Origin of the sequence: Ruegeria lacuscaerulensis (assembly GCF_013034745.1) — a bacterium.
GTDB classification, from domain to species: domain Bacteria; phylum Pseudomonadota; class Alphaproteobacteria; order Rhodobacterales; family Rhodobacteraceae; genus Ruegeria; species Ruegeria lacuscaerulensis_B.
This window is the reverse complement of sequence record NZ_WQGP01000007.1, coordinates 241,584-258,951: the sequence shown is the minus strand read 5'-3', so window position 1 is coordinate 258,951 and position 17,368 is coordinate 241,584. Positions and strand designations below refer to the sequence as shown.

23 protein-coding genes are annotated in these 17,368 nt (G+C 58.3%); 10 read left to right on the top strand and 13 right to left on the bottom strand.

From position 1 onward, the window contains the following. Nucleotides 1-116: 116 nt before the first annotated feature. Nucleotides 117-1,025, top strand: a complete 909-nt coding sequence (locus GOV79_RS15695) for a hypothetical protein (RefSeq protein ID WP_170790451.1) — start codon at nt 117-119, stop codon at nt 1,023-1,025. 48 nt (nt 1,026-1,073) lie between these two features. Here GOV79_RS15695 and GOV79_RS15690 read toward each other — a convergent pair whose 3' ends face one another. Beyond that, nucleotides 1,074-1,343, bottom strand: a complete 270-nt coding sequence (locus GOV79_RS15690) for a DUF2312 domain-containing protein (protein ID WP_170614681.1) — start codon at nt 1,341-1,343, stop codon at nt 1,074-1,076. A gap of 163 nt (nt 1,344-1,506) precedes the next feature. On the opposite strand from GOV79_RS15690, the gene GOV79_RS15685 reads away from it, so the two are divergent. Beyond that, nucleotides 1,507-1,725 (top strand): hypothetical protein, encoded by a 219-nt coding sequence (locus tag GOV79_RS15685; RefSeq protein WP_170770077.1) that lies wholly within the window; start codon nt 1,507-1,509, stop codon nt 1,723-1,725. A gap of 9 nt (nt 1,726-1,734) precedes the next feature. Here GOV79_RS15685 and GOV79_RS15680 read toward each other — a convergent pair whose 3' ends face one another. After that, nucleotides 1,735-1,950, bottom strand: coding sequence for a hypothetical protein (locus tag GOV79_RS15680; protein WP_170770076.1), 216 nt, complete (start codon nt 1,948-1,950; stop codon nt 1,735-1,737). Between the two features lie 244 nt (nt 1,951-2,194). Here GOV79_RS15680 and GOV79_RS15675 point away from each other — a divergent pair, with 244 nt between their 5' ends. From GOV79_RS15675 to GOV79_RS15660, 4 genes are read left to right on the top strand one after another with little or no spacing between them, the layout of a single operon-like run. Then, nucleotides 2,195-3,058, top strand: a complete 864-nt coding sequence (locus GOV79_RS15675; protein WP_170790450.1) for an MBL fold metallo-hydrolase — start codon at nt 2,195-2,197, stop codon at nt 3,056-3,058. Nucleotides 3,059-3,080: 22 nt separating this feature from the next. Next, nucleotides 3,081-3,503, top strand: coding sequence for a YeeE/YedE family protein (locus GOV79_RS15670; RefSeq protein ID WP_170790449.1), 423 nt, complete (start codon nt 3,081-3,083; stop codon nt 3,501-3,503). Continuing rightward, nucleotides 3,503-3,934: a DUF6691 family protein gene (locus tag GOV79_RS15665; RefSeq protein WP_170770073.1), complete on the top strand. Its 432-nt coding sequence runs from the start codon at nt 3,503-3,505 to the stop codon at nt 3,932-3,934. The genes GOV79_RS15670 and GOV79_RS15665 overlap by 1 nt, the downstream gene beginning before the upstream one ends. Before the next feature lie 9 nt (nt 3,935-3,943). Beyond that, nucleotides 3,944-4,375, top strand: a complete 432-nt coding sequence (locus GOV79_RS15660; RefSeq protein WP_170790448.1) for a protein tyrosine phosphatase family protein — start codon at nt 3,944-3,946, stop codon at nt 4,373-4,375. Between the two features lie 9 nt (nt 4,376-4,384). On the opposite strand, the gene GOV79_RS15655 is transcribed toward GOV79_RS15660, so the two are convergent. The 5 genes from GOV79_RS15655 to GOV79_RS15635 all read right to left on the bottom strand — a co-directional run bounded on the left by GOV79_RS15655 (nt 4,385) and on the right by GOV79_RS15635 (nt 10,259). Continuing rightward, nucleotides 4,385-5,458, bottom strand: coding sequence for a FliM/FliN family flagellar motor C-terminal domain-containing protein (locus GOV79_RS15655; RefSeq protein WP_170770071.1), 1,074 nt, complete (start codon nt 5,456-5,458; stop codon nt 4,385-4,387). 73 nt (nt 5,459-5,531) lie between these two features. Continuing rightward, nucleotides 5,532-8,210 carry an ATP-binding protein gene (locus GOV79_RS15650; RefSeq protein ID WP_170790447.1) on the bottom strand — a complete coding sequence of 893 codons (2,679 nt, stop codon included), beginning with the start codon at nt 8,208-8,210 and terminating at the stop codon, nt 5,532-5,534. After that, a complete protein-coding gene (locus GOV79_RS15645; protein ID WP_170790446.1) occupies nt 8,198-8,509 on the bottom strand; it encodes a hypothetical protein in 312 nt (103 codons plus the stop codon). The genes GOV79_RS15650 and GOV79_RS15645 overlap by 13 nt, the downstream gene beginning before the upstream one ends. Continuing rightward, nucleotides 8,506-8,886, bottom strand: a complete 381-nt coding sequence (locus tag GOV79_RS15640) for a response regulator transcription factor (protein ID WP_170770068.1) — start codon at nt 8,884-8,886, stop codon at nt 8,506-8,508. Before GOV79_RS15640 ends, GOV79_RS15645 begins: the two co-directional genes overlap by 4 nt. Before the next feature lie 77 nt (nt 8,887-8,963). Further along, complete coding sequence (locus GOV79_RS15635; RefSeq protein ID WP_170790445.1) at nt 8,964-10,259, bottom strand: helix-turn-helix domain-containing protein; 1,296 nt, start codon at nt 10,257-10,259, stop codon at nt 8,964-8,966. Nucleotides 10,260-10,436: 177 nt separating this feature from the next. Between GOV79_RS15635 and GOV79_RS15630 the strand changes: the two genes are divergently transcribed. The 4 genes from GOV79_RS15630 to aat all read left to right on the top strand — a co-directional run bounded on the left by GOV79_RS15630 (nt 10,437) and on the right by aat (nt 13,663). Beyond that, nucleotides 10,437-10,973: a LuxR C-terminal-related transcriptional regulator gene (locus GOV79_RS15630; RefSeq protein WP_170770066.1), complete on the top strand. Its 537-nt coding sequence runs from the start codon at nt 10,437-10,439 to the stop codon at nt 10,971-10,973. Between the two features lie 149 nt (nt 10,974-11,122). After that, nucleotides 11,123-11,623 carry an acetyl-CoA carboxylase biotin carboxyl carrier protein gene (gene accB / locus GOV79_RS15625; RefSeq protein WP_170770065.1) on the top strand — a complete coding sequence of 167 codons (501 nt, stop codon included), beginning with the start codon at nt 11,123-11,125 and terminating at the stop codon, nt 11,621-11,623. 9 nt (nt 11,624-11,632) lie between these two features. Next, nucleotides 11,633-12,982, top strand: coding sequence for an acetyl-CoA carboxylase biotin carboxylase subunit (accC, locus tag GOV79_RS15620; protein WP_170782801.1), 1,350 nt, complete (start codon nt 11,633-11,635; stop codon nt 12,980-12,982). A 48-nt stretch (nt 12,983-13,030) separates the two neighbouring features. After that, nucleotides 13,031-13,663, top strand: a complete 633-nt coding sequence (gene aat / locus GOV79_RS15615; protein WP_170790444.1) for a leucyl/phenylalanyl-tRNA--protein transferase — start codon at nt 13,031-13,033, stop codon at nt 13,661-13,663. On the opposite strand, the gene GOV79_RS15610 is transcribed toward aat, so the two are convergent. The 6 genes from GOV79_RS15610 to GOV79_RS15585 form a co-directional block, all read right to left on the bottom strand. After that, nucleotides 13,618-13,986, bottom strand: coding sequence for a DUF2155 domain-containing protein (locus tag GOV79_RS15610; protein ID WP_170770062.1), 369 nt, complete (start codon nt 13,984-13,986; stop codon nt 13,618-13,620). The genes aat and GOV79_RS15610 overlap by 46 nt on opposite strands. After that, entirely contained in the window at nt 13,986-14,435 is a 450-nt protein-coding gene (gene mlaD, locus GOV79_RS15605) for an outer membrane lipid asymmetry maintenance protein MlaD (protein ID WP_170770061.1), read from the bottom strand. Before mlaD ends, GOV79_RS15610 begins: the two co-directional genes overlap by 1 nt. A 12-nt stretch (nt 14,436-14,447) precedes the next feature. Continuing rightward, nucleotides 14,448-14,831 (bottom strand): NADH:ubiquinone oxidoreductase subunit NDUFA12, encoded by a 384-nt coding sequence (locus GOV79_RS15600; protein WP_170770060.1) that lies wholly within the window; start codon nt 14,829-14,831, stop codon nt 14,448-14,450. 79 nt (nt 14,832-14,910) lie between these two features. After that, on the bottom strand, nt 14,911-15,270 hold the full coding sequence (locus GOV79_RS15595; RefSeq protein ID WP_170790443.1) for a RidA family protein: 360 nt from the start codon (nt 15,268-15,270) through the stop codon (nt 14,911-14,913). A 62-nt stretch (nt 15,271-15,332) separates the two neighbouring features. Beyond that, the gene (clpX, locus tag GOV79_RS15590; protein WP_170790442.1) at nt 15,333-16,598 is read right to left on the bottom strand and encodes an ATP-dependent Clp protease ATP-binding subunit ClpX; all 1,266 of its coding nucleotides are present in this window, start codon (nt 16,596-16,598) and stop codon (nt 15,333-15,335) included. A 135-nt stretch (nt 16,599-16,733) separates the two neighbouring features. Beyond that, entirely contained in the window at nt 16,734-17,366 is a 633-nt protein-coding gene (locus GOV79_RS15585; protein WP_170770057.1) for an ATP-dependent Clp protease proteolytic subunit, read from the bottom strand. Nucleotides 17,367-17,368 lie beyond the last annotated feature (2 nt).

Here is a 17,368-nt window from a genome sequence, read left to right as displayed (position 1 = left end):
TTCACCGCAACTTAGGGAAATTCTTGTTTCGTCGTTGGCGAGGCAAGCGAAGGGTTAGTTGAGGCGGGTTTGACTGCGCGGGTTGCAACCTGTAACCCGACAAACGAGGCAAGAAGATGCAGGGACGAGAGCCGGATATGCAGTTTGCGATCCACGCTGGGGCCGCTTTTACGGATCAGGGGCGGCTGCAAAGGTCGCTTCAGGCGAATGGTGCGTTGCTCAGCGAGTGTGGCGCGCGGTTCTTTGGCCCTCGTCGGTATCGTCAGTATTTCAAACCGAATTTCGGCGGGCCGGATATTCGAACTCTGTCACCTGACGCAATCAAGAAAATGCGACTGGCCTTGCCTGTGGACGCGGCGACCAAGCGTGCCATTTTCCTGAACGACAATTTCGTGGGTGATCAGGGGAATCTTCTGCGCGACGGCCAACTTTATCCCGATGCCGGGCGCAGGATGGCGCTGTTGCAGCAGGCCTTTCCAGAAGAACCTATAAATCTGTATTTCGCCCTTAGAAATCCGGGCAGTTTCATCCCGAAACTGCTGATGGCCCTGCCCGACCCAGATCGGGAAGAGATTCTGCGCACAACAGATCTAAGCTGTCTGAGCTGGATTGGCATGATCGAGGATATTCGTGATCTCGCCCCGGATGTGAAGATTACGCTTTGGTGCAACGAAGACACCCCCCTCATCTGGGGCAATGTTGTGCGCCAAGTCAGCGGGATACCAGAAACCGCAGCCCTGACCGGAGAATATGACCTGATCTTGTCGTTGTTGACTGCAGAGGGGCAAGTTCTGGCGCAGGCAGCCTTGGACACCGAAGCCAACGATCCTGAAGCCCTTCAGGTCCAGTTGTTCCACATTTTTGAGGAACACGCCGAAACGGACAGGCTTGAAGAGGAGCTTGAGCTTCCCGGATGGAACGCAGAAATCGTTGATGCATTCTCGGAGCTGTACGAACAGGACGTAGCTCGGTTGGCAAATATGAGCGGTGTTCAGGTTCTGAGCCCGCGCAACGCGCCCCTCTAGGTACAGAGGGATGGGCAAACGCCGGGTGTGGGCGTTTGCAAAGGGCCTTTAGCTCATGCCAAGCGCTTCTTTGTACATTTCAAGGACCGCCTCTTCCTCGGCGATGTCGTCCTTGTCGCGTTTACGTAGGGCAATGACCTTGCGCATCACCTTGGTGTCGTAGCCGCGGGCCTTGGCTTCGGCCATAACCTCTTTCTGCTGCTCTGCGATGTCTTTTTTCTCGGCATCCAGACGCTCGAACCGCTCGATAAATTGGCGCAGTTCTCCGGCGGTCACGCGGTAATTGGCGGTGGCCTGGTCTTCGGTCATATCTTCCATCTACGTCTCTCCCAGAGGTTGCGGTCCGGCCGCGGTGGCAGCGGCAATATGCCGGATACATCGCACCCGCCGGCGCCGCAAGCGGTCAATCGCAGGCCGGGCTTGTGCGCCACAATGCGATCCGGTAAGCGCAATGCGCATCAGCAAAAGATTGCGAGGCCAAATGTTCGAACTCATCACCTGGGGCGGAGCCGCCCTGTCGCTTGCCGGTCTCCTGGGGCTGGTCTGGTGTATCCTGCGCGTGATGAAGGCCCGCAAATCGGGCCTGTCTGACGATGAACTGCGCGCCGTTGTTCAGGGGGTTCTGCCGTGGAATCTGGCATCCCTGTTTTTGTCGGTCCTGGGCCTGATGCTGGTGATCCTGGGAATTTCGTTCAGCTAAACCTGTACGTCATACTGGCAAGTTGTCGAACTGCGCTTCCATTGCATCTTCGCAAAGGGCCGCATCCAGGCGACGCAGCCGCGATGGCACGTGAACGCCCTGCTGGCGCATCCGATCGATTACCTTTGTAACGCTAGGCTGCAAGGCCAGACGAGTTTCCAGACAGGCACCCTGCAACTTTTCTTCCAGTTGCGCGGCTTCGGAATACAAATTGCTTGTAGACATCGTCATCCTCCCAAATGCTGTCTGACTACACCCATATAGGTAACTGTTTTAAGACTAGCTGATCCACGCCCGCGGTCGCGCATAAACTTGCCGTTACGTAAGGCAAAATCGGCGGCGAATTGCGGAACGGTTAAAGTCTAGTCGATTTCCGGCTAATCTGCCTTGACAGGCATCAAGTCACGCAAGCTTGATTGCGATATATTCCAGACTTACTATATAAAGAGAAAGACAAGCGGAGGGCAAGATGACACCCAAGGTCAAGGCATTTTTCGACACCGATACATTCACGGTGTCTTATCTGGTGCAAGAACCCGAAGGCACAGCCTGCGCGATTATCGACAGCGTTCTGGATTTCGACCATGCCTCGGGTCGCACGAGCACCAGTTCAGCCGACGCGATCATCAGCCATGTCCGCGCCAACGGGCTGAAGGTCGAATGGATTTTGGAAAGTCATGTCCATGCCGACCACCTGTCGGCTGCGCCTTACCTTCAGCAGGAACTGGGTGGGAAAATTGGCATCGGCGACCAGATCGTCACCATTCAGGAAACCTTCGGCAAAATCTTCAACGAAGGGACCGAGTTTCAGCGCGATGGCAGCCAATTCGACGCCCTGTTCCGCCAAGGCGACAGTTTTCACATCGGCCAGATGCGGGGTGATGTCCTGCATACGCCCGGCCACACTCCGGCTTGCATGACCTATGTGATCGGCGATGCGGCTTTTGTCGGCGATACCCTGTTCATGCCCGATTTCGGAACCGCGCGCTGTGACTTTCCCGGTGGGTCCTCGGAGGTCTTATATGACTCGATTCAAAAGATCCTTTCCCTGCCCGACGAGACTCGGATCTTTGTTGGTCACGACTACAAAGCCCCCGGCCGCGATGAGTTCGCGTGGGAAACCACCGTGGGCGAACAAAAGGCGCTGAACGTGCATATCGGTCAGGGCCGCCCGATCGAAGAATTCGTCGAGATGCGGGATGCGCGCGATGCGACCCTGGGAATGCCGCGTCTGATCCTTCCTTCCCTTCAAGTCAACATGCGGGCCGGCCAGATGCCACCAGCGGACGAAAAAGGCGATGTTTTTCTGAAGGTTCCACTGAACAAGCTGTAACGATCCGTCGAAAGGGCAAACAATGCAAACGGAATGGATTTGGGGATTCGGCGGCGGCCTGATGATCGGGTTGGGCGCTGCCATTTACCTGTTGGGTAACGGTCGCATCATGGGGGCCAGCGGTATTTTAGGCGGGCTGATCGACGGCTCGGACCGTACAAAGGAGCGATTGGCCTTTATCGCAGGACTTGTCGGAATGCCCCTGATTCTCAGCCTGCTTCTATCTCCCGCGCCCGCGACACATCTGACAGGCAATCTCTCGGTCGTCATTATTGCGGGCCTGCTGGTTGGGGTCGGCACTCGGATCGCCAATGGCTGCACGTCGGGGCATGGGGTTTGCGGCATCTCCCGGTTTTCGCTGCGCGGCATCGTGGCGACGGTAATTTATATTGGCGCCGGTGCCGTAATCTTGGTGTTCCTGCGCCACCTGCTGGGGTTGATCTGATGCGTATGGTGATTTCCCTCCTTGCAGGGTCCCTTTTCGGCGCGGGGCTGCTTTTGTCGGGCATGACCGACACCACCAAAGTTCAGGGTTGGTTGGACATTTTCGGAAATTGGGACCCGACGCTGGCCTTTGTGATGGGCGGCGCGATCGTGCCCATGTTCTTTGCCTGGCGACTGGCCGAGCACCGCCGCCCGTTGACTGGCGGGACGTTTCCGGCCCCATCCGCTCCCGAGCTTGACCGCAACCTGATCATCGGCTCGGTTATGTTCGGGATGGGTTGGGGGCTGTCGGGCCTGTGCCCTGGACCGGCCATTGCGTCGATCTCATATGGGGGAGTTGGCGGGATTGTGTTCCTTCTTGCGATGATTGCGGGGATGTATGCGGCCCCTGCGGTGGGGTCGAAACTGGACAGGGCGGCCAACGCGGCCTAATCAAACAGGATGGAGATTCGCCCCATCACCCCCCGCTACGCCGTCTCGCCGCAAATCACGGTCGAGGATGTCCCAGCCATTGTCGATGCAGGTTTCGTGAAGGTTATCTGCAACCGCCCGAATACTGAGGTGCCGGTCGATATGCAGTCTGACGCAATCGGTCAGGCTGTTCGGGCGGCAGGGCTGGAATATGAGGTTCTGGAACTGACCCACCAGACGATGACGCCGGAAAACGTGACCCGTCAGCGTGACCTTGCCGAAAACTGCACCGGGCCGGTTCTGGCCTATTGCGCCTCTGGCACGCGATGCTCGGTTGTCTGGGCCTTGGGACAATGTGACCGGATGAGCACCGATGACATTCTAGAGGCCACAACCAAGGCGGGTTACGCACTGGAGAACCTGCGCCCGACGCTGGACCAAATTCGCGGCTCGACAGACTGATCTACCGCTTTACCCAAATGCATCCGGGTTGTTTTCCAAACCAGCGAGTTTGGAAATTTCGGCGGCGATCTGATCAGAGTCGTTGAATTCCAGTGTCTCTGCTGTCAGATCGGGCGCCTTTATCGAGGGCTGACCTTCTTGCCTCGCTGTTTCTGTGTGGTGAGGTTGCTCGGTGGCCAACCGGGCTTCCAGAAACTCTTCGGTATTGGCCAGTGCTGGCAGTGGCGCATATTCATTTAACCGCACTGCTCGCATCCCGCCACATTGGCCCAATCGTCCGACCGCGGCACGGGTGCGATCTATGGTCAGAACCTCGGCCCGATCCAACCGGGAGCCGGTAAGCGGCAATACATCGCCCGCCGAGAGCCCCGACAATGCAGCCAGCGGCAGGGTCATTCGGCAAATCACCGTGTTCAATTCGGCCCGCACAACCCCGGTTGCCTGCTCCAGGCTCGGCCCCGAGGGGTCTTCGGGCACAATTTCAGCATCCGTGCCCGCCCGCTCGGGCAAAAGCAGTGCAATATGGCCCTGACGCAACCCGCCACTCAATTCGACCGTCAGATCAAAGGTCAAATATGCGTCCTCAACCATGGCCAGGGACAACGATCGCATATCAGCAAGACGGGCTTTGAATTCATAACCGGTTAGGCCAGGCTGGCCGCCAGTGGGATCGGCTAAAGCATCGGCGCGACGCAGTGCCTCTTCGACCATTGGCGCGACCATGGCGGCATCCGTGTCTGTGAACGAACGACCGGAAGGAGGGTCAGGCATGACCTCTCCGATCGTTTGCACCTGAAGGATGGCCGATACCACCCCGATATCCATACATACCGCTGCCGCGACCCCATCGGGATCTGAGAAGCGCAACAACAACCAATCGTCGCCTGCAAAATCGCCCAGTACATCCGGAGATCTTGCTGACTGCTTCGCCCCGATGACTGAAAGAGGTAAGTTCAACCGATCCCCCGCGGCGCGGGCAAACCCCAGCCGAAAAGCGCGCAGGGCAGAACGAGGGCCATCCCCCTGCCCTTCTTGCCCGACCGAGAGTTTGCGCGCCAACACCGCGTTGACCGGTTGTGCCATAGCCTAAACCGCCAAATTACTTCATCTTCTCTGGTCTAACCCAGCGGCGGTTACCAATGTCTTTACAAAAAAGCTATTGCGCGGCCTGCCGATAGGCCAACGGCACGCGAACGCGGAACGCTGCGCCGCCTTGACCGGGCAAGTAGGTAATCTCTCCGCCAAGGCGCTGCATGATTTCCCGGCAGATCGCCAGACCCAATCCCGCCCCGCCGGCTTTGTCACCGCCGATCCGAGCGAATTTCTCGAACACCATCGACTGCGCCTCGGGAGGAATGCCGCTGCCGTTATCGGTGAAATCGACCACGACTTGTCCCCCTACATCATGGGCGGAAATCGTCAGAACCGGCTCATCCGCGTCGCAATACTTCTGGGCGTTCGTGATCAGATTGATGAAGACCTGCCCCAGACGATCAAGATCGGTATGGAGCGGCAGGCGTTCAGACGCGATTGAACGCCGAACGGTCAAAGTATGGCTTCCTCCGGCCAAAGCGCTGGAAACAGCCCGATCCAGCACGGACCGCAGCGTATCGCCACCCATGTTCAAACTGACCCGACCGCTTTCCAGAACGCTGAGGTCCAACAAATCGTCCAGCAGCCGCGTCAGGCGCAGCGCCTCGTCATGGATGATGGCGGCATAGCGCGTCTGTTCCTGAACGCTCAGCCCGTCCGTGTCGCGCATGATCTCGGAAAACGCCCGGATCGAGGTCATGGGGGTGCGCAATTCATGGCTGACCTGGCTGAGGAAACTGTCTTTCTGCTCTGAGATTTGGGTCAGCTTGGTATTGGCCTCGCGCAGTTGCCGTGCAGTGCGGCTGAGTTCGGCTGACTTCACCTCAAGCTGGCTGGAATATTCCAACAATTGCGCCGATTCGTCGGCCACCGCCAGCAGGTCTTCGACCGAAACCGACGAGCCTCCCACGATCTGACCGATCATCGCGTGGGCCGTCGCCGCCCCGACCGAACCGCTAAGTTCCCGTTCCAGCCGCTCCAGAAAGGCAGGTGTCGGCTCGGGTAGGCGCGTGCGGCCACCCTGTTGCTGGGCTTCGGCCTGAAAGAATTCCTGCGCAGGACCGGCCCCCAGAATCCGCTGGGTCATGATCATCAGGTCTTCGCTTTGTGCGACCGATCCACTCCAGCCACGTGGGGCAACGGAATGGTCAAATACATTGACGAATTGCGCGCCCTGCAACCGTTCCAGCGGGCTGGGAAAGCTCAGCAGCGAAGCCACGCAGAACGCCACCGTGTTCAACGACAGCGACCACATCACCGCGTGGACCATTGGATCCATGCCCTCGATCCCGAACAGCGCCTGCGGGCGTAACCAGCCCAGCCCGAAAGGTCCGTGCTGCAAGACGCTGTCGGTCATCAGGACACCGCCCATTCCGGGCAGCAACAACGTATATATCCAAAGCAGAAACCCGGTCGTCAGCCCCACAAGCGCGCCCGTCCGCGTGGCCCCTCTCCAGAACAACCCGCCGACCAAAGCGGGTAAGATTTGCGAAATTCCGGCAAAAGCCACCAACCCGATTGACGCAAGCGCCGCTCCTCCTCCTGACAATCGGTAATAATAGTACCCAAACGCCATGATCACCGCGATAGACACGCGTCGCGCCATCAAAACAACGTTGCGCACATCGCCCGAGACAGGTCCGCCCCCTTCCTGCGTGCTAAGCCAAATGGGCATGACCAAATGGTTCGACACCATAGTCGACAGCGCCATGGCGGTGACGATCACCATGGATGTGGCCGACGAAAATCCTCCGATAAATGACAGCATGGCCAGCCATTCATTGCCCTGCGACAGCGGCACCGTCAGCACAAACAGATCGGGGTTCGAGCCGTCGGGCAACAGGTCAAGCCCGACCACGGCGATCGGCACCACGAACAGGCTCATCAACAGAAGATACAGCGGAAAGGCCCAGGCGGCAGTCCTCAGATGCGCTTCATCTGCGTTCTCAACGACCATGACCTGAAACATGCGGGGCAGACAAACAAAGGCCGCGGCGGACAGAAAGACAAAGGTTGTCCAGCGACCGGCATCGACGTTCCACTGACCTATCTCCGAGGCATCAATACGGTCCATCATTGGCGCGACACCGCCGGCAATGCCCCAGACAACAAAGATGCCCACCGCCAGAAGCGCAAAAAGTTTGACGACGGATTCAACCGCAATTGCAGTGACCACGCCGTGGTGGCGCTCGTTGGCGTCCAGATTTCGCGTTCCAAACAAAATGGCGAAAACAGCCAGCCCTGCCGCAACCCAAAACACGCTTGATCCTTCGCGGTAAAGCCCTGTGGGGTCGGCCTCGGCAAAGATCGAAAAGGACAGTGTGATGGATTGCAGTTGCAGCGCGATATAAGGCGTGCCGCCTAGCACAGCCAGTATGGTCACGCCGATTGCCAGCGTGTTCGACTTGCCATACCGGGACGAGATCAGGTCGGCGATTGACGTCACCCGCTGACTGCGCCCCACCCGCACCAGTTTGCGTAAACCCCACCACCAGCTGATCATCACCAGCGTGGGGCCAAGATAGATCGTAACGAATTCCAGCCCCGAGCGGGCAGCATTGCCTACAGCGCCGTAAAAAGTCCAGGCAGTACAATAGATTGACAGAGACAGCGTATAGATCAGAGGTGAGCGCAACCACGCACCCTTGCCTGCCGCCGCCAACCGGTCCGCCGCAAAAGCGACGCCAAACAACAGCACGACATAGCCCAGACAAACAAGGATTAGAACGTTCAGCGTTGCCATTTGTCCGCATCCGATTCGGCGTCATCTCGGCTAGCGCTGCGCCTAGCTGCGAAGCCAAAGATCAAGCTGACCCCGATCAGCAGGCCCCAGCAAATGAAAATGTAGAACATGGCCGAGGACAGGGGCACACCGTTGTCGCCTTCGGATTCCGGCCAAAGCAACGGAATGGCGATCAGCGCGGCCCCCAGAATCGGAAGCAGTCGCGCGGCGTCCATCAGCCGGCGGCGGCGGTAACTCTGGCGTTCCAGAAATAGCGAAGGCCGAACGCCCGGAGGCTGTCGATCCCCGCCGTTGCTCATGATTGCGTGGCCTGAGCGTGCAAGTCGCGTACGGCTGTCAGCACCTCGGCATTGGAAAACGGCTTAGTCATAAAGCGGCTGACCCCAGCATTTTCAGCCATCTCGCGGTCGCGCGATTGCCCGCGTGCGGTCAGCATCAAAACCGGCAAGCTGCGCATATCGTCCAGTTCGCGCAGGTCACGCAGAATGTCCATGCCACTTTTGCCCGGCAACATGACATCAAGAATCACCAGATCAGGCTGTGCGCCCTGGATCACCTCGATAGCGTCCGTCCCTTCCGAGTGCGTTTCGACCTGCCAACCCTCACGCGTCAACAGGAACCGAATGGCCTCGGCAATGTTGGGCTCATCCTCAATCAACAGAACCTTGCGGCTCATTTGTCGTATTCCTCCCCGAGACGGATCATCCATCCACAAACCGTCAGCGCCAGCTTACGCCGTCTGTCGGGAAACTGTCAAAAACCTTCGCTCAGAATCGATGGTTCGCGGCGCGACGCGCAATCATCGTTGGGGCACACCCGGCAACTGGGACCTACACGTGCGACGGCCTGATCACTGGGCTGACCCTCTTCAACCGACCGGACCAACATGACCGAATGGTAAACAGGCGCATCATCGTAGCCTGCGACCCCTTGCGGCCACGCGTAGGCAAAGCAATCGAACTCGGCAGCCGAGCGACCAAGCTGCACGATCCGGCGACGGATCGGAACCAGAGGGCGATTCAGCGCCTGAAACAGGGGCCAAAGGGGGCAGGCCTCGCCAAATCGGGGCATTGCGAAGCCCGGAACGGATTTGGTGAACAGGATGCTGCCGGATGCATCGCAAATAACCAGCCCTGTCGGTCGCCGCAGCACGCCTTCGGGCAAAGCCGCAAGTCGCCGCAGGACGGTCGCGATATCCACGTTGAATTGAGCAGCCAGTTTCAGCGGGTCTGGCTCTGCACCGTCCAGCACCGCTTTCACCGCGTCCAAAGGCATAGCACGTGCATCGGTTGCATAGACGTCCAGAAACCCGCGGGTCACAGTCCGGGCCGCCGTCGAATCAAAACCGCTCAGGTCCAAGTCTGCAGGGTCCGCACCAGCCTCGATCTCGGGGAAATGATGGTCGTGACGTTCAAAGAACGCCTCAACATCTTCCAGCGGCACCCCGCTCCGATCATCGGTGGTTTCGGTGTCGTCCAGGTAAGCCACCAGCGATTTGGAGCTATCTGCCAACCTCTCCGCATCCTGGTGAAGGTTGCGGTGGAATCGATCCTGCCATTCAGGCTCAATCTCATGTGTTTCAGCCAGAATGGCGGCTGTGGACCGAATCGCGGCGGCGGTCGACAGCACCTCGTGCATCGACGCCGCCAAATGCGGGTCATGGGTCAGACGGTCGGACAGGGTTTCAACGGTGCGTTCCAGCGAAACCACCCGGCGGTGCATCTGCGCCAGAACCCCCGCCCAACCGGGAAACCGCCCAGCAAATTCCTCAAGCGCATCAACCTCAGTCTGCTGACCAACTGCGTCTACTGCAGCCTCACGCAGGGCCGAGATTAGGGTGGCTTCGATCCCCTGCGTCAAGACCGAAGGCTCAACCGACAGAGCCGCCGCAATATCGACCAGCAATTTCCCCCCGATCCGGCGGCGATTATGTTCGATCAGGTTCAGGTAAGAAGCCGAAATACCCACACGGCGCGCCAGTTCGGCCTGACGTAGACCAGCGATCTGACGCCTTTCGCGGATTCGACTTCCTGTCAGCGCGTCCCTCATAGCTGCACTTTCCCTGTCATTGTCCGTGGAATTTTCGGAACTCTTGATATATTTCTATTACTTATAGTCAAATTTTCCCACCATCTTTACAACCTTAACAAAATCACAGGTCAAGCCAGGAACATATTCCCGGCCTTCCCCCTTCTCATCCCACTAAAATCCCGGCACCATAGCGGGATGAGCGACCCCGCCTTCGAATATGCCCCAATCGGCCTTGTCGAGCTGGAGAACCGGATCATCCGACGGTGCAACTTGCAATTCGCCCGCACCTTTGGCGGGGAAGAATTCGAGTACCGCAATATGCCTCTGCTGCACCTTTACCCCTCGGTCGCGGATTGGGAACGGATTGGCGCGCGCAGCCTTCAAGTGATGCGTGACACAGGATATTACACGGACGAACGGGTCATGCGGCGGCGCAATGGCGACCTGTTCTGGTGCCGTGCACGCGGTCGGTCCCTAACGCCGGACGACCCATTCCGGCATGGAATCTGGAGTTTTTCCGACATCTCGGAAGAACGCCCCTTGGTCGAGTTGACCACGCGCGAGCGCGAGGTCGCGATCCTGTCCTGCCGTGGCCTGTCGGCCAAGGAAATCGGCGTGGAACTGGGCCTGAGTTACCGCACCATCGAGGCCTACCGTGCCCGGCTGCTGGAGAAATTCGGAGCGCGAAAACTACCGGAATTGGTAGCGAAACTTTCTGGAATGCCGCTCTAGGTTTATTTCCCTACCGAAAACTTAACCAAACCCGGTTCAGACAGGCCGAGACGCGCTTTTCATGGCTGGACGCATAGATTATAACGCTGCGTAATCAGATCAAAGCCCGCAACTCACAGACGGGCCAAGGGGAACCGTCGAGGACACTCATGACAGACACTAAACACGAAGCGGATGTGGCATTCATCAAGGCTCTTGCCGAATTGCTACGCGAAAACGACCTGACCGAGTTGCAGGTCAAACGCGAATATGGCGAAGAAGACAGCCTGAACGTGCGCGTCAGCCGCATGAACCAAGCCGCAGCCGCTCCTGTTCAGGTTGCCGTCCCGGCAGCAGCCCCCGCTGCTGCCCCAGCAGCCGCACCTGCTGCTGCTCCGGCCGAAGCCCCTGCGGCAGCCGAAGACCCCGCTAGCCACCCCGGTGCCGTAACCTCGCCTATGGTGGGCACCGTTTACATGCAGCCCGAACCGGGCGCGCCTGCCTTTATCTCGGTCGGTGCGTCGGTGTCCGAGGGCGACACGCTGCTAATCGTGGAAGCGATGAAAACCATGAACCACATCCATGCGCCGAAATCCGGCACCATCAAGCGTATTTTGGTGGGCGACGGCGACGCTGTGGAATTCGGCACGCCTCTGGTCATCGTTGAGTAAGGCGGGCCCATGTTCGACAAAATCCTGATTGCCAATCGAGGCGAGATCGCCCTGCGCGTCATCCGCGCCGCGCGCGAGATGGGGATTAAGACGGTCGCCGTGCATTCGACAGCCGACAGCGACGCGATGCATGTGCGCATGGCGGACGAGTCGGTTTGCATCGGCCCTCCGCCCAGCCCGCAAAGCTATCTGTCCGTGCCCGCTATCATCTCAGCCTGCGAGATCACCGGCGCGCAGGCGATCCATCCCGGCTATGGCTTCCTTTCCGAGAATGCCGAGTTCGTGCAGATCGTAGAAGATCATGGCATAACTTTCATCGGCCCGACCGCCGAACATATCCGCGTCATGGGTGACAAGATCACCGCCAAGGACACGATGAAAGAACTGGGCGTGCCTTGCGTTCCGGGTTCCGACGGCGGCGTCCCCACGCTGGAAGACGCCAAACGTATCGGCGAAGAATTCGGCTATCCCGTCATCATCAAAGCCACCGCCGGTGGCGGCGGACGCGGCATGAAAGTCGCGATGAACGCGGATGAGATGGAAAGCGCCTTCATGACCGCGCGTGCCGAAGGCAAGGCTGCCTTTGGCAATGACGAGGTCTATATCGAGAAATACCTTACCACGCCCCGCCATATCGAGATTCAGGTCTTTGGTGATGGCAAGGGCAATGCCGTCCATCTGGGCGAACGCGATTGTTCCCTGCAGCGCCGCCACCAGAAAGTGTTTGAAGAGGCCCCCGGGCCATGCATCACCCCCGAGGAACGCGCCAAGATCGGCAAGGTCTGCGCGGACGCGGTGGCCAAGATCAACTATATCGGCGCTGGTACAATCGAGTTCCTGTACGAAAACGGCGAGTTCTATTTCATCGAAATGAACACCCGCCTGCAGGTGGAACACCCGGTGACCGAGGGCATTTTCGGCGTCGATCTGGTGCGCGAGCAAATCCGCGTGGCGGCCGGCGAAGACATGTCGTTTGGTCAAGACGATCTGGAGATCAATGGCCACGCCATCGAAGTTCGGATCAACGCGGAAAAGCTGCCCAACTTCTCGCCCTGCCCCGGCAAGATCACAGCGTATCACGCGCCGGGTGGTCTGGGCGTACGGATGGATTCGGCGCTCTATGACGGCTATTCGATCCCGCCCTACTACGACTCGTTGATTGCCAAGCTGATCGTACAGGGCCGCGACCGGGCCGAGGCGCTAGCGCGTCTGGAACGTGCCTTGGGCGAGCTGATCGTGGACGGGATCGACACCACCGTGCCTCTGTTCCACGCCTTGCTGCAAGAGCCTGATCTTCACAGCGGTGACTACAACATCCACTGGCTGGAGCACTGGCTTGCGGAGAACATGGCCGATTAACACAACCCGGTCGAAGGGCCTTGGCCTTTCGACCGCGGGACGTCCTGCATGAGCCTCTCGCCGGAACTTTTACTACATGGCTATTCCGTCGGCATTTTTCCGATGGCCGAGCACCGCGACGACCCGGAGTTGTTCTGGGTCGATCCCAAGATTCGCGGCGTGTTTCCGCTGGACGGGTTTCACATTTCTCGCAGTCTGGCGCGGCGGATGCGCAAATGCGGATTCTCGATCAGCATCAATCAAGACTTCGCTTCGGTGGTCGATGGCTGTGCCGACCGCGCAGATACGTGGATCAATAGCGAATTGCACCGGCTCTACCAACAGCTTCACCGCTCGGGCCATGCGCATTCACTGGAGGTGTGGGACGAATCCGCGTTGGTTGGCGGCGTCTATGGCGTGACCCTTGGCGCAGCTTTCTTTGGTGAGAGCATGTTTTCCCGCCGTACGGATGCGTCGAAAATCGCGTTGGCCTATCTGATTGACCGGCTGCGAAGAACCGGATTCCAGCTATTCGACACGCAGTTTTTGACAGCGCACTTGGCCTCTCTGGGCGCGATTGAGATACCGCGCGTGCAATACCGGCAGGAACTGGAAGAGGCAATCAAACTTGAGGCTGACTTTGTCGCGGCTTTGGATCAATCCGCCGAAGGCGTGATACAACGGATGACCCAGACGTCATAGCGCGCGTGATCCAGGGCGTTCAACGCCGGAGCCGTTGCAATCATCCAACCGTCAAACAGTTGATCTGTCTTACCATTTTCCCAAATCGTCAGATAGGCAAAAGCGTCACCGGTCGGGTTCTCGGCCGGATATCGGCAGTCGCCCAAGGCAACATCCAAACCAAAGATTGCCTCGGTCTGACCATTTTGCATCTGGATATCCACGGTCTGGCCGCTGACTTTGTCCAACCCGCGCAACATCGCGCCCGGCCCGGATTGGACCTTTTGCTGGGCCGAAACGCCCGTTGCGGTCAACAATGCCGCGACAAGGGCTGCGCGTCGCATCAGCTGCCGTCCCCGGCAACGAATTTGACCAGCAAAGAGATCAGGCTGACCGCGCCCTGCGTGTCGGTAACTTCGTCACCCGGCTCAAAATAAAAGGGCGAACCACCAGGCATTACCTCAACGAAGTTGCCGCCCAGCAGCCCTTCGGAGGAAATCACGATCGCGCTGTCATCAGGCACCAGAATGCCGTCCGATATCGAAAAGGTTGTATCTGCGCGGTAGGTATCGGAATTTAGGGTTACCCCCGTCACAGTTCCGATTTTAACCCCGGCAAGGCGCACATCTGTCCCTACGCCCACGCCCTCCAGCGACCGGAACGAGGCCCCCAGTTCGTACCCTGTACCGCCCTGCGACAGGCCGGTGGATTGACTGGCATAGATGCCAAACGCAACGGCACAGGCTAAAACAGCGCCGCCAACTAGGACTTCGGTTACGTTATAGCTCGACATAAATTGCCTCGTTTATTCGGGGCTCCAGGCCTCGTAATCGGAACGTTCAATCGGGTCCGGGCGGCGCAGCGACCCAGCCGGTGCATATGCCAGCGCCGAGCCCGTCAGGTTTTCCTGATGCGGTTTTTCCCATGATTTATGCGCCAGCGGCTTGTCGGTCGGTGGTTCATCCCACGTGCGGTGCAGCCAACCGTGCCAGTCAGGATCAATGCGGCTGGCTTCGGCCTCACCATTGAAGATCACCCAGCGCTTGCTGTCATCGGCGTTGCGATAAAAGACGTTACCCTGGTCATCTTCGCCAACCTTCTCACCCTTGCGTGCAGTATAGATCTGCGTGTTCAAGGTCGCCCCGTTCCACCAAGTCACGGCTCGCAAGAGATTGTTCAGGATACCCATGGGCTGCCTCCGGCAATTCTGTTTCCGCAGATATGGACCAAAGGCGCGCCAAGGTCCAGTCTCACAAGGATCACACCTGTCATTCCGGCAGATATGCGGTCACTTCGATTTCAATCCGGTATTTCGGGTCAATCAACCCACATTCGATCATCGTTGCCGCCGGTGGGTTCGCGCCGAATGTCTCGCTCAGGATTGGCCAGCAGGGTTCGAACTCGGCCTTGTCAGGCAACATGTACGTCACGCGGACCACGTCAGCAAACCCAGCTCCGGCCTCAGCCAGCGCCTTTTCAATGATCGTCAACGCCGAACGGCACTGCTCGACCACGTCATTGCCTTGCCCGACTGTGCCCGCAACATGGACCCAGCCACCTGCAACAACAGCCCGGCAATATCCGAGTTTGGCTTCAAACTCACCACCGGACGAAATACGTTTGATCATTCCTGCGCCTCACAAGAAAACGGCGCGGAAAACCGCGCCGTATGTGTTTGAAATTAAGCGGTTTACCCGGCTGACGCAGATTCCGCTGCATCCGCATAGATGATGAGCGGTTGCGACTCTGAGGTCACGGCCTCTTCGTTGACCACAACTTCGGTCACGTTTTTAAGACCTGGAAGTTCGAACATCGTATCCAGCAGGATATCTTCCAGGATCGAGCGCAGACCACGTGCCCCGGTTTTCCGTTCGATCGCCTTCTTGGCAATCGCCTTAAGTGCGTCATCGGTAAAGGCCAGCTCGGCATCTTCCAGCTCGAACAGACGCTGGTATTGCTTGACCAGCGCGTTCTTGGGCTTGGTCAGGATCGTAACCAGAGCATCCTCGTCCAGATCCTCAAGCGTTGCCAGAACCGGCAGACGGCCAACGAATTCCGGGATCAAGCCGAATTTCAACAGATCTTCGGGCTCAAGATCTTTGAAGATCTCGCCCACGCCCCGGTCATCATTGTCACGCACATCAGCACCAAAGCCCATGGCCGAACCTTTGCCGCGCTGCGCGATGATCTTGTCCAGACCCGCAAATGCGCCACCGCAGATGAACAGGATATTCGTGGTGTCCACCTGCAGGAATTCCTGCTGCGGATGCTTGCGTCCGCCCTGCGGCGGAACGCTGGCCACTGTGCCTTCCATCAGTTTCAGAAGCGCTTGCTGCACGCCCTCACCCGATACGTCGCGGGTGATCGAGGGGTTTTCGGACTTGCGCGTGATCTTGTCGACTTCGTCAATATAGACGATGCCGCGTTGCGCACGCTCGACATTGTATTCCGACGCTTGCAGCAGTTTCAGAATGATGTTCTCGACATCCTCGCCCACATACCCGGCTTCGGTCAGGGTCGTCGCATCCGCCATGGTGAAGGGCACATCCAGAATACGCGCCAGCGTCTGGGCCAGCAGCGTCTTGCCGCAGCCGGTCGGGCCGATCAGCAGAATGTTGGACTTCGCCAGCTCAATATCGCTGCCCGTTTTCTGAGCATGGTTTAGACGTTTGTAGTGATTGTGAACCGCAACCGACAGAACGCGCTTGGCGGTGGCCTGACCGATCACGTAATCGTCTAGAACCTCGCAGATATCCTTGGGCGTCGGCACCCCGTCGCTGGACTTCAGGCCACTGGCCTTGGTCTCTTCGCGGATGATGTCCATGCACAGTTCGACGCATTCGTCACAGATGAATACTGTGGGTCCGGCAATCAGCTTGCGCACCTCATGCTGGCTCTTGCCGCAAAAGCTGCAATAGAGCGTATTTTTGCCGTCGCCGCCTGAATTCGTCGCCATGTTATACCTTTCGGGCTTCGTCTCTGCGGCCCCGCCCGGGGCCGCGTTTGCCGCTTGTTGGTGCAGCTTAGGCCACCACCGGGGCGGCTACAATCTCAAAAATGTACCCAACGTGGTCAACACGGGCACAGATTCCTACGCGTCGTCCCCGTCCATTTTTGCACGATTTTCGACGATTTCGTCGATATGGCCCCATTCTTTTGCTTCTTCCGGGCTCATGAAATTGTCACGGTCCAGCGCCTTTTCAACCGCCTTTTTTGTCTGTCCTGTATGGCGCACGTAAATGTCATACAGACGATCCTTCAGCTTTTGCGTCTCGGCCGCGTGGATCATGATATCGCTGGCCTGACCCTGATAACCACCGCTGGGCTGGTGCACCATGATCCGGCTGTTGGGCAGCGAAAAGCGCATCCCCTTCTCGCCCCCGGCCAGCAGAACCGACCCCATCGAGGCCGCCTGACCGATCACCAATGTCGAACATTTCGGCTTGATATACTGCATTGTGTCGTAGATCGACAAACCGCTGGTCACAACGCCGCCGGGCGAATTAATGTAGATCGAGATTTCCTTGTTCGGGTTCTCGGCCTCAAGATGCAGCAACTGGGCCACGATCAAATGGCTCATCCCGTCATGGATCGGGCCGTTGATGAAAATGATCCGCTCTTTCAGAAGGCGCGAGAAAATATCATAGGCGCGTTCACCACGGCTTGTCTGTTCGACCACCATGGGGACGAGCGTATTCATATAGGTATCAACGGGATCGAACATAC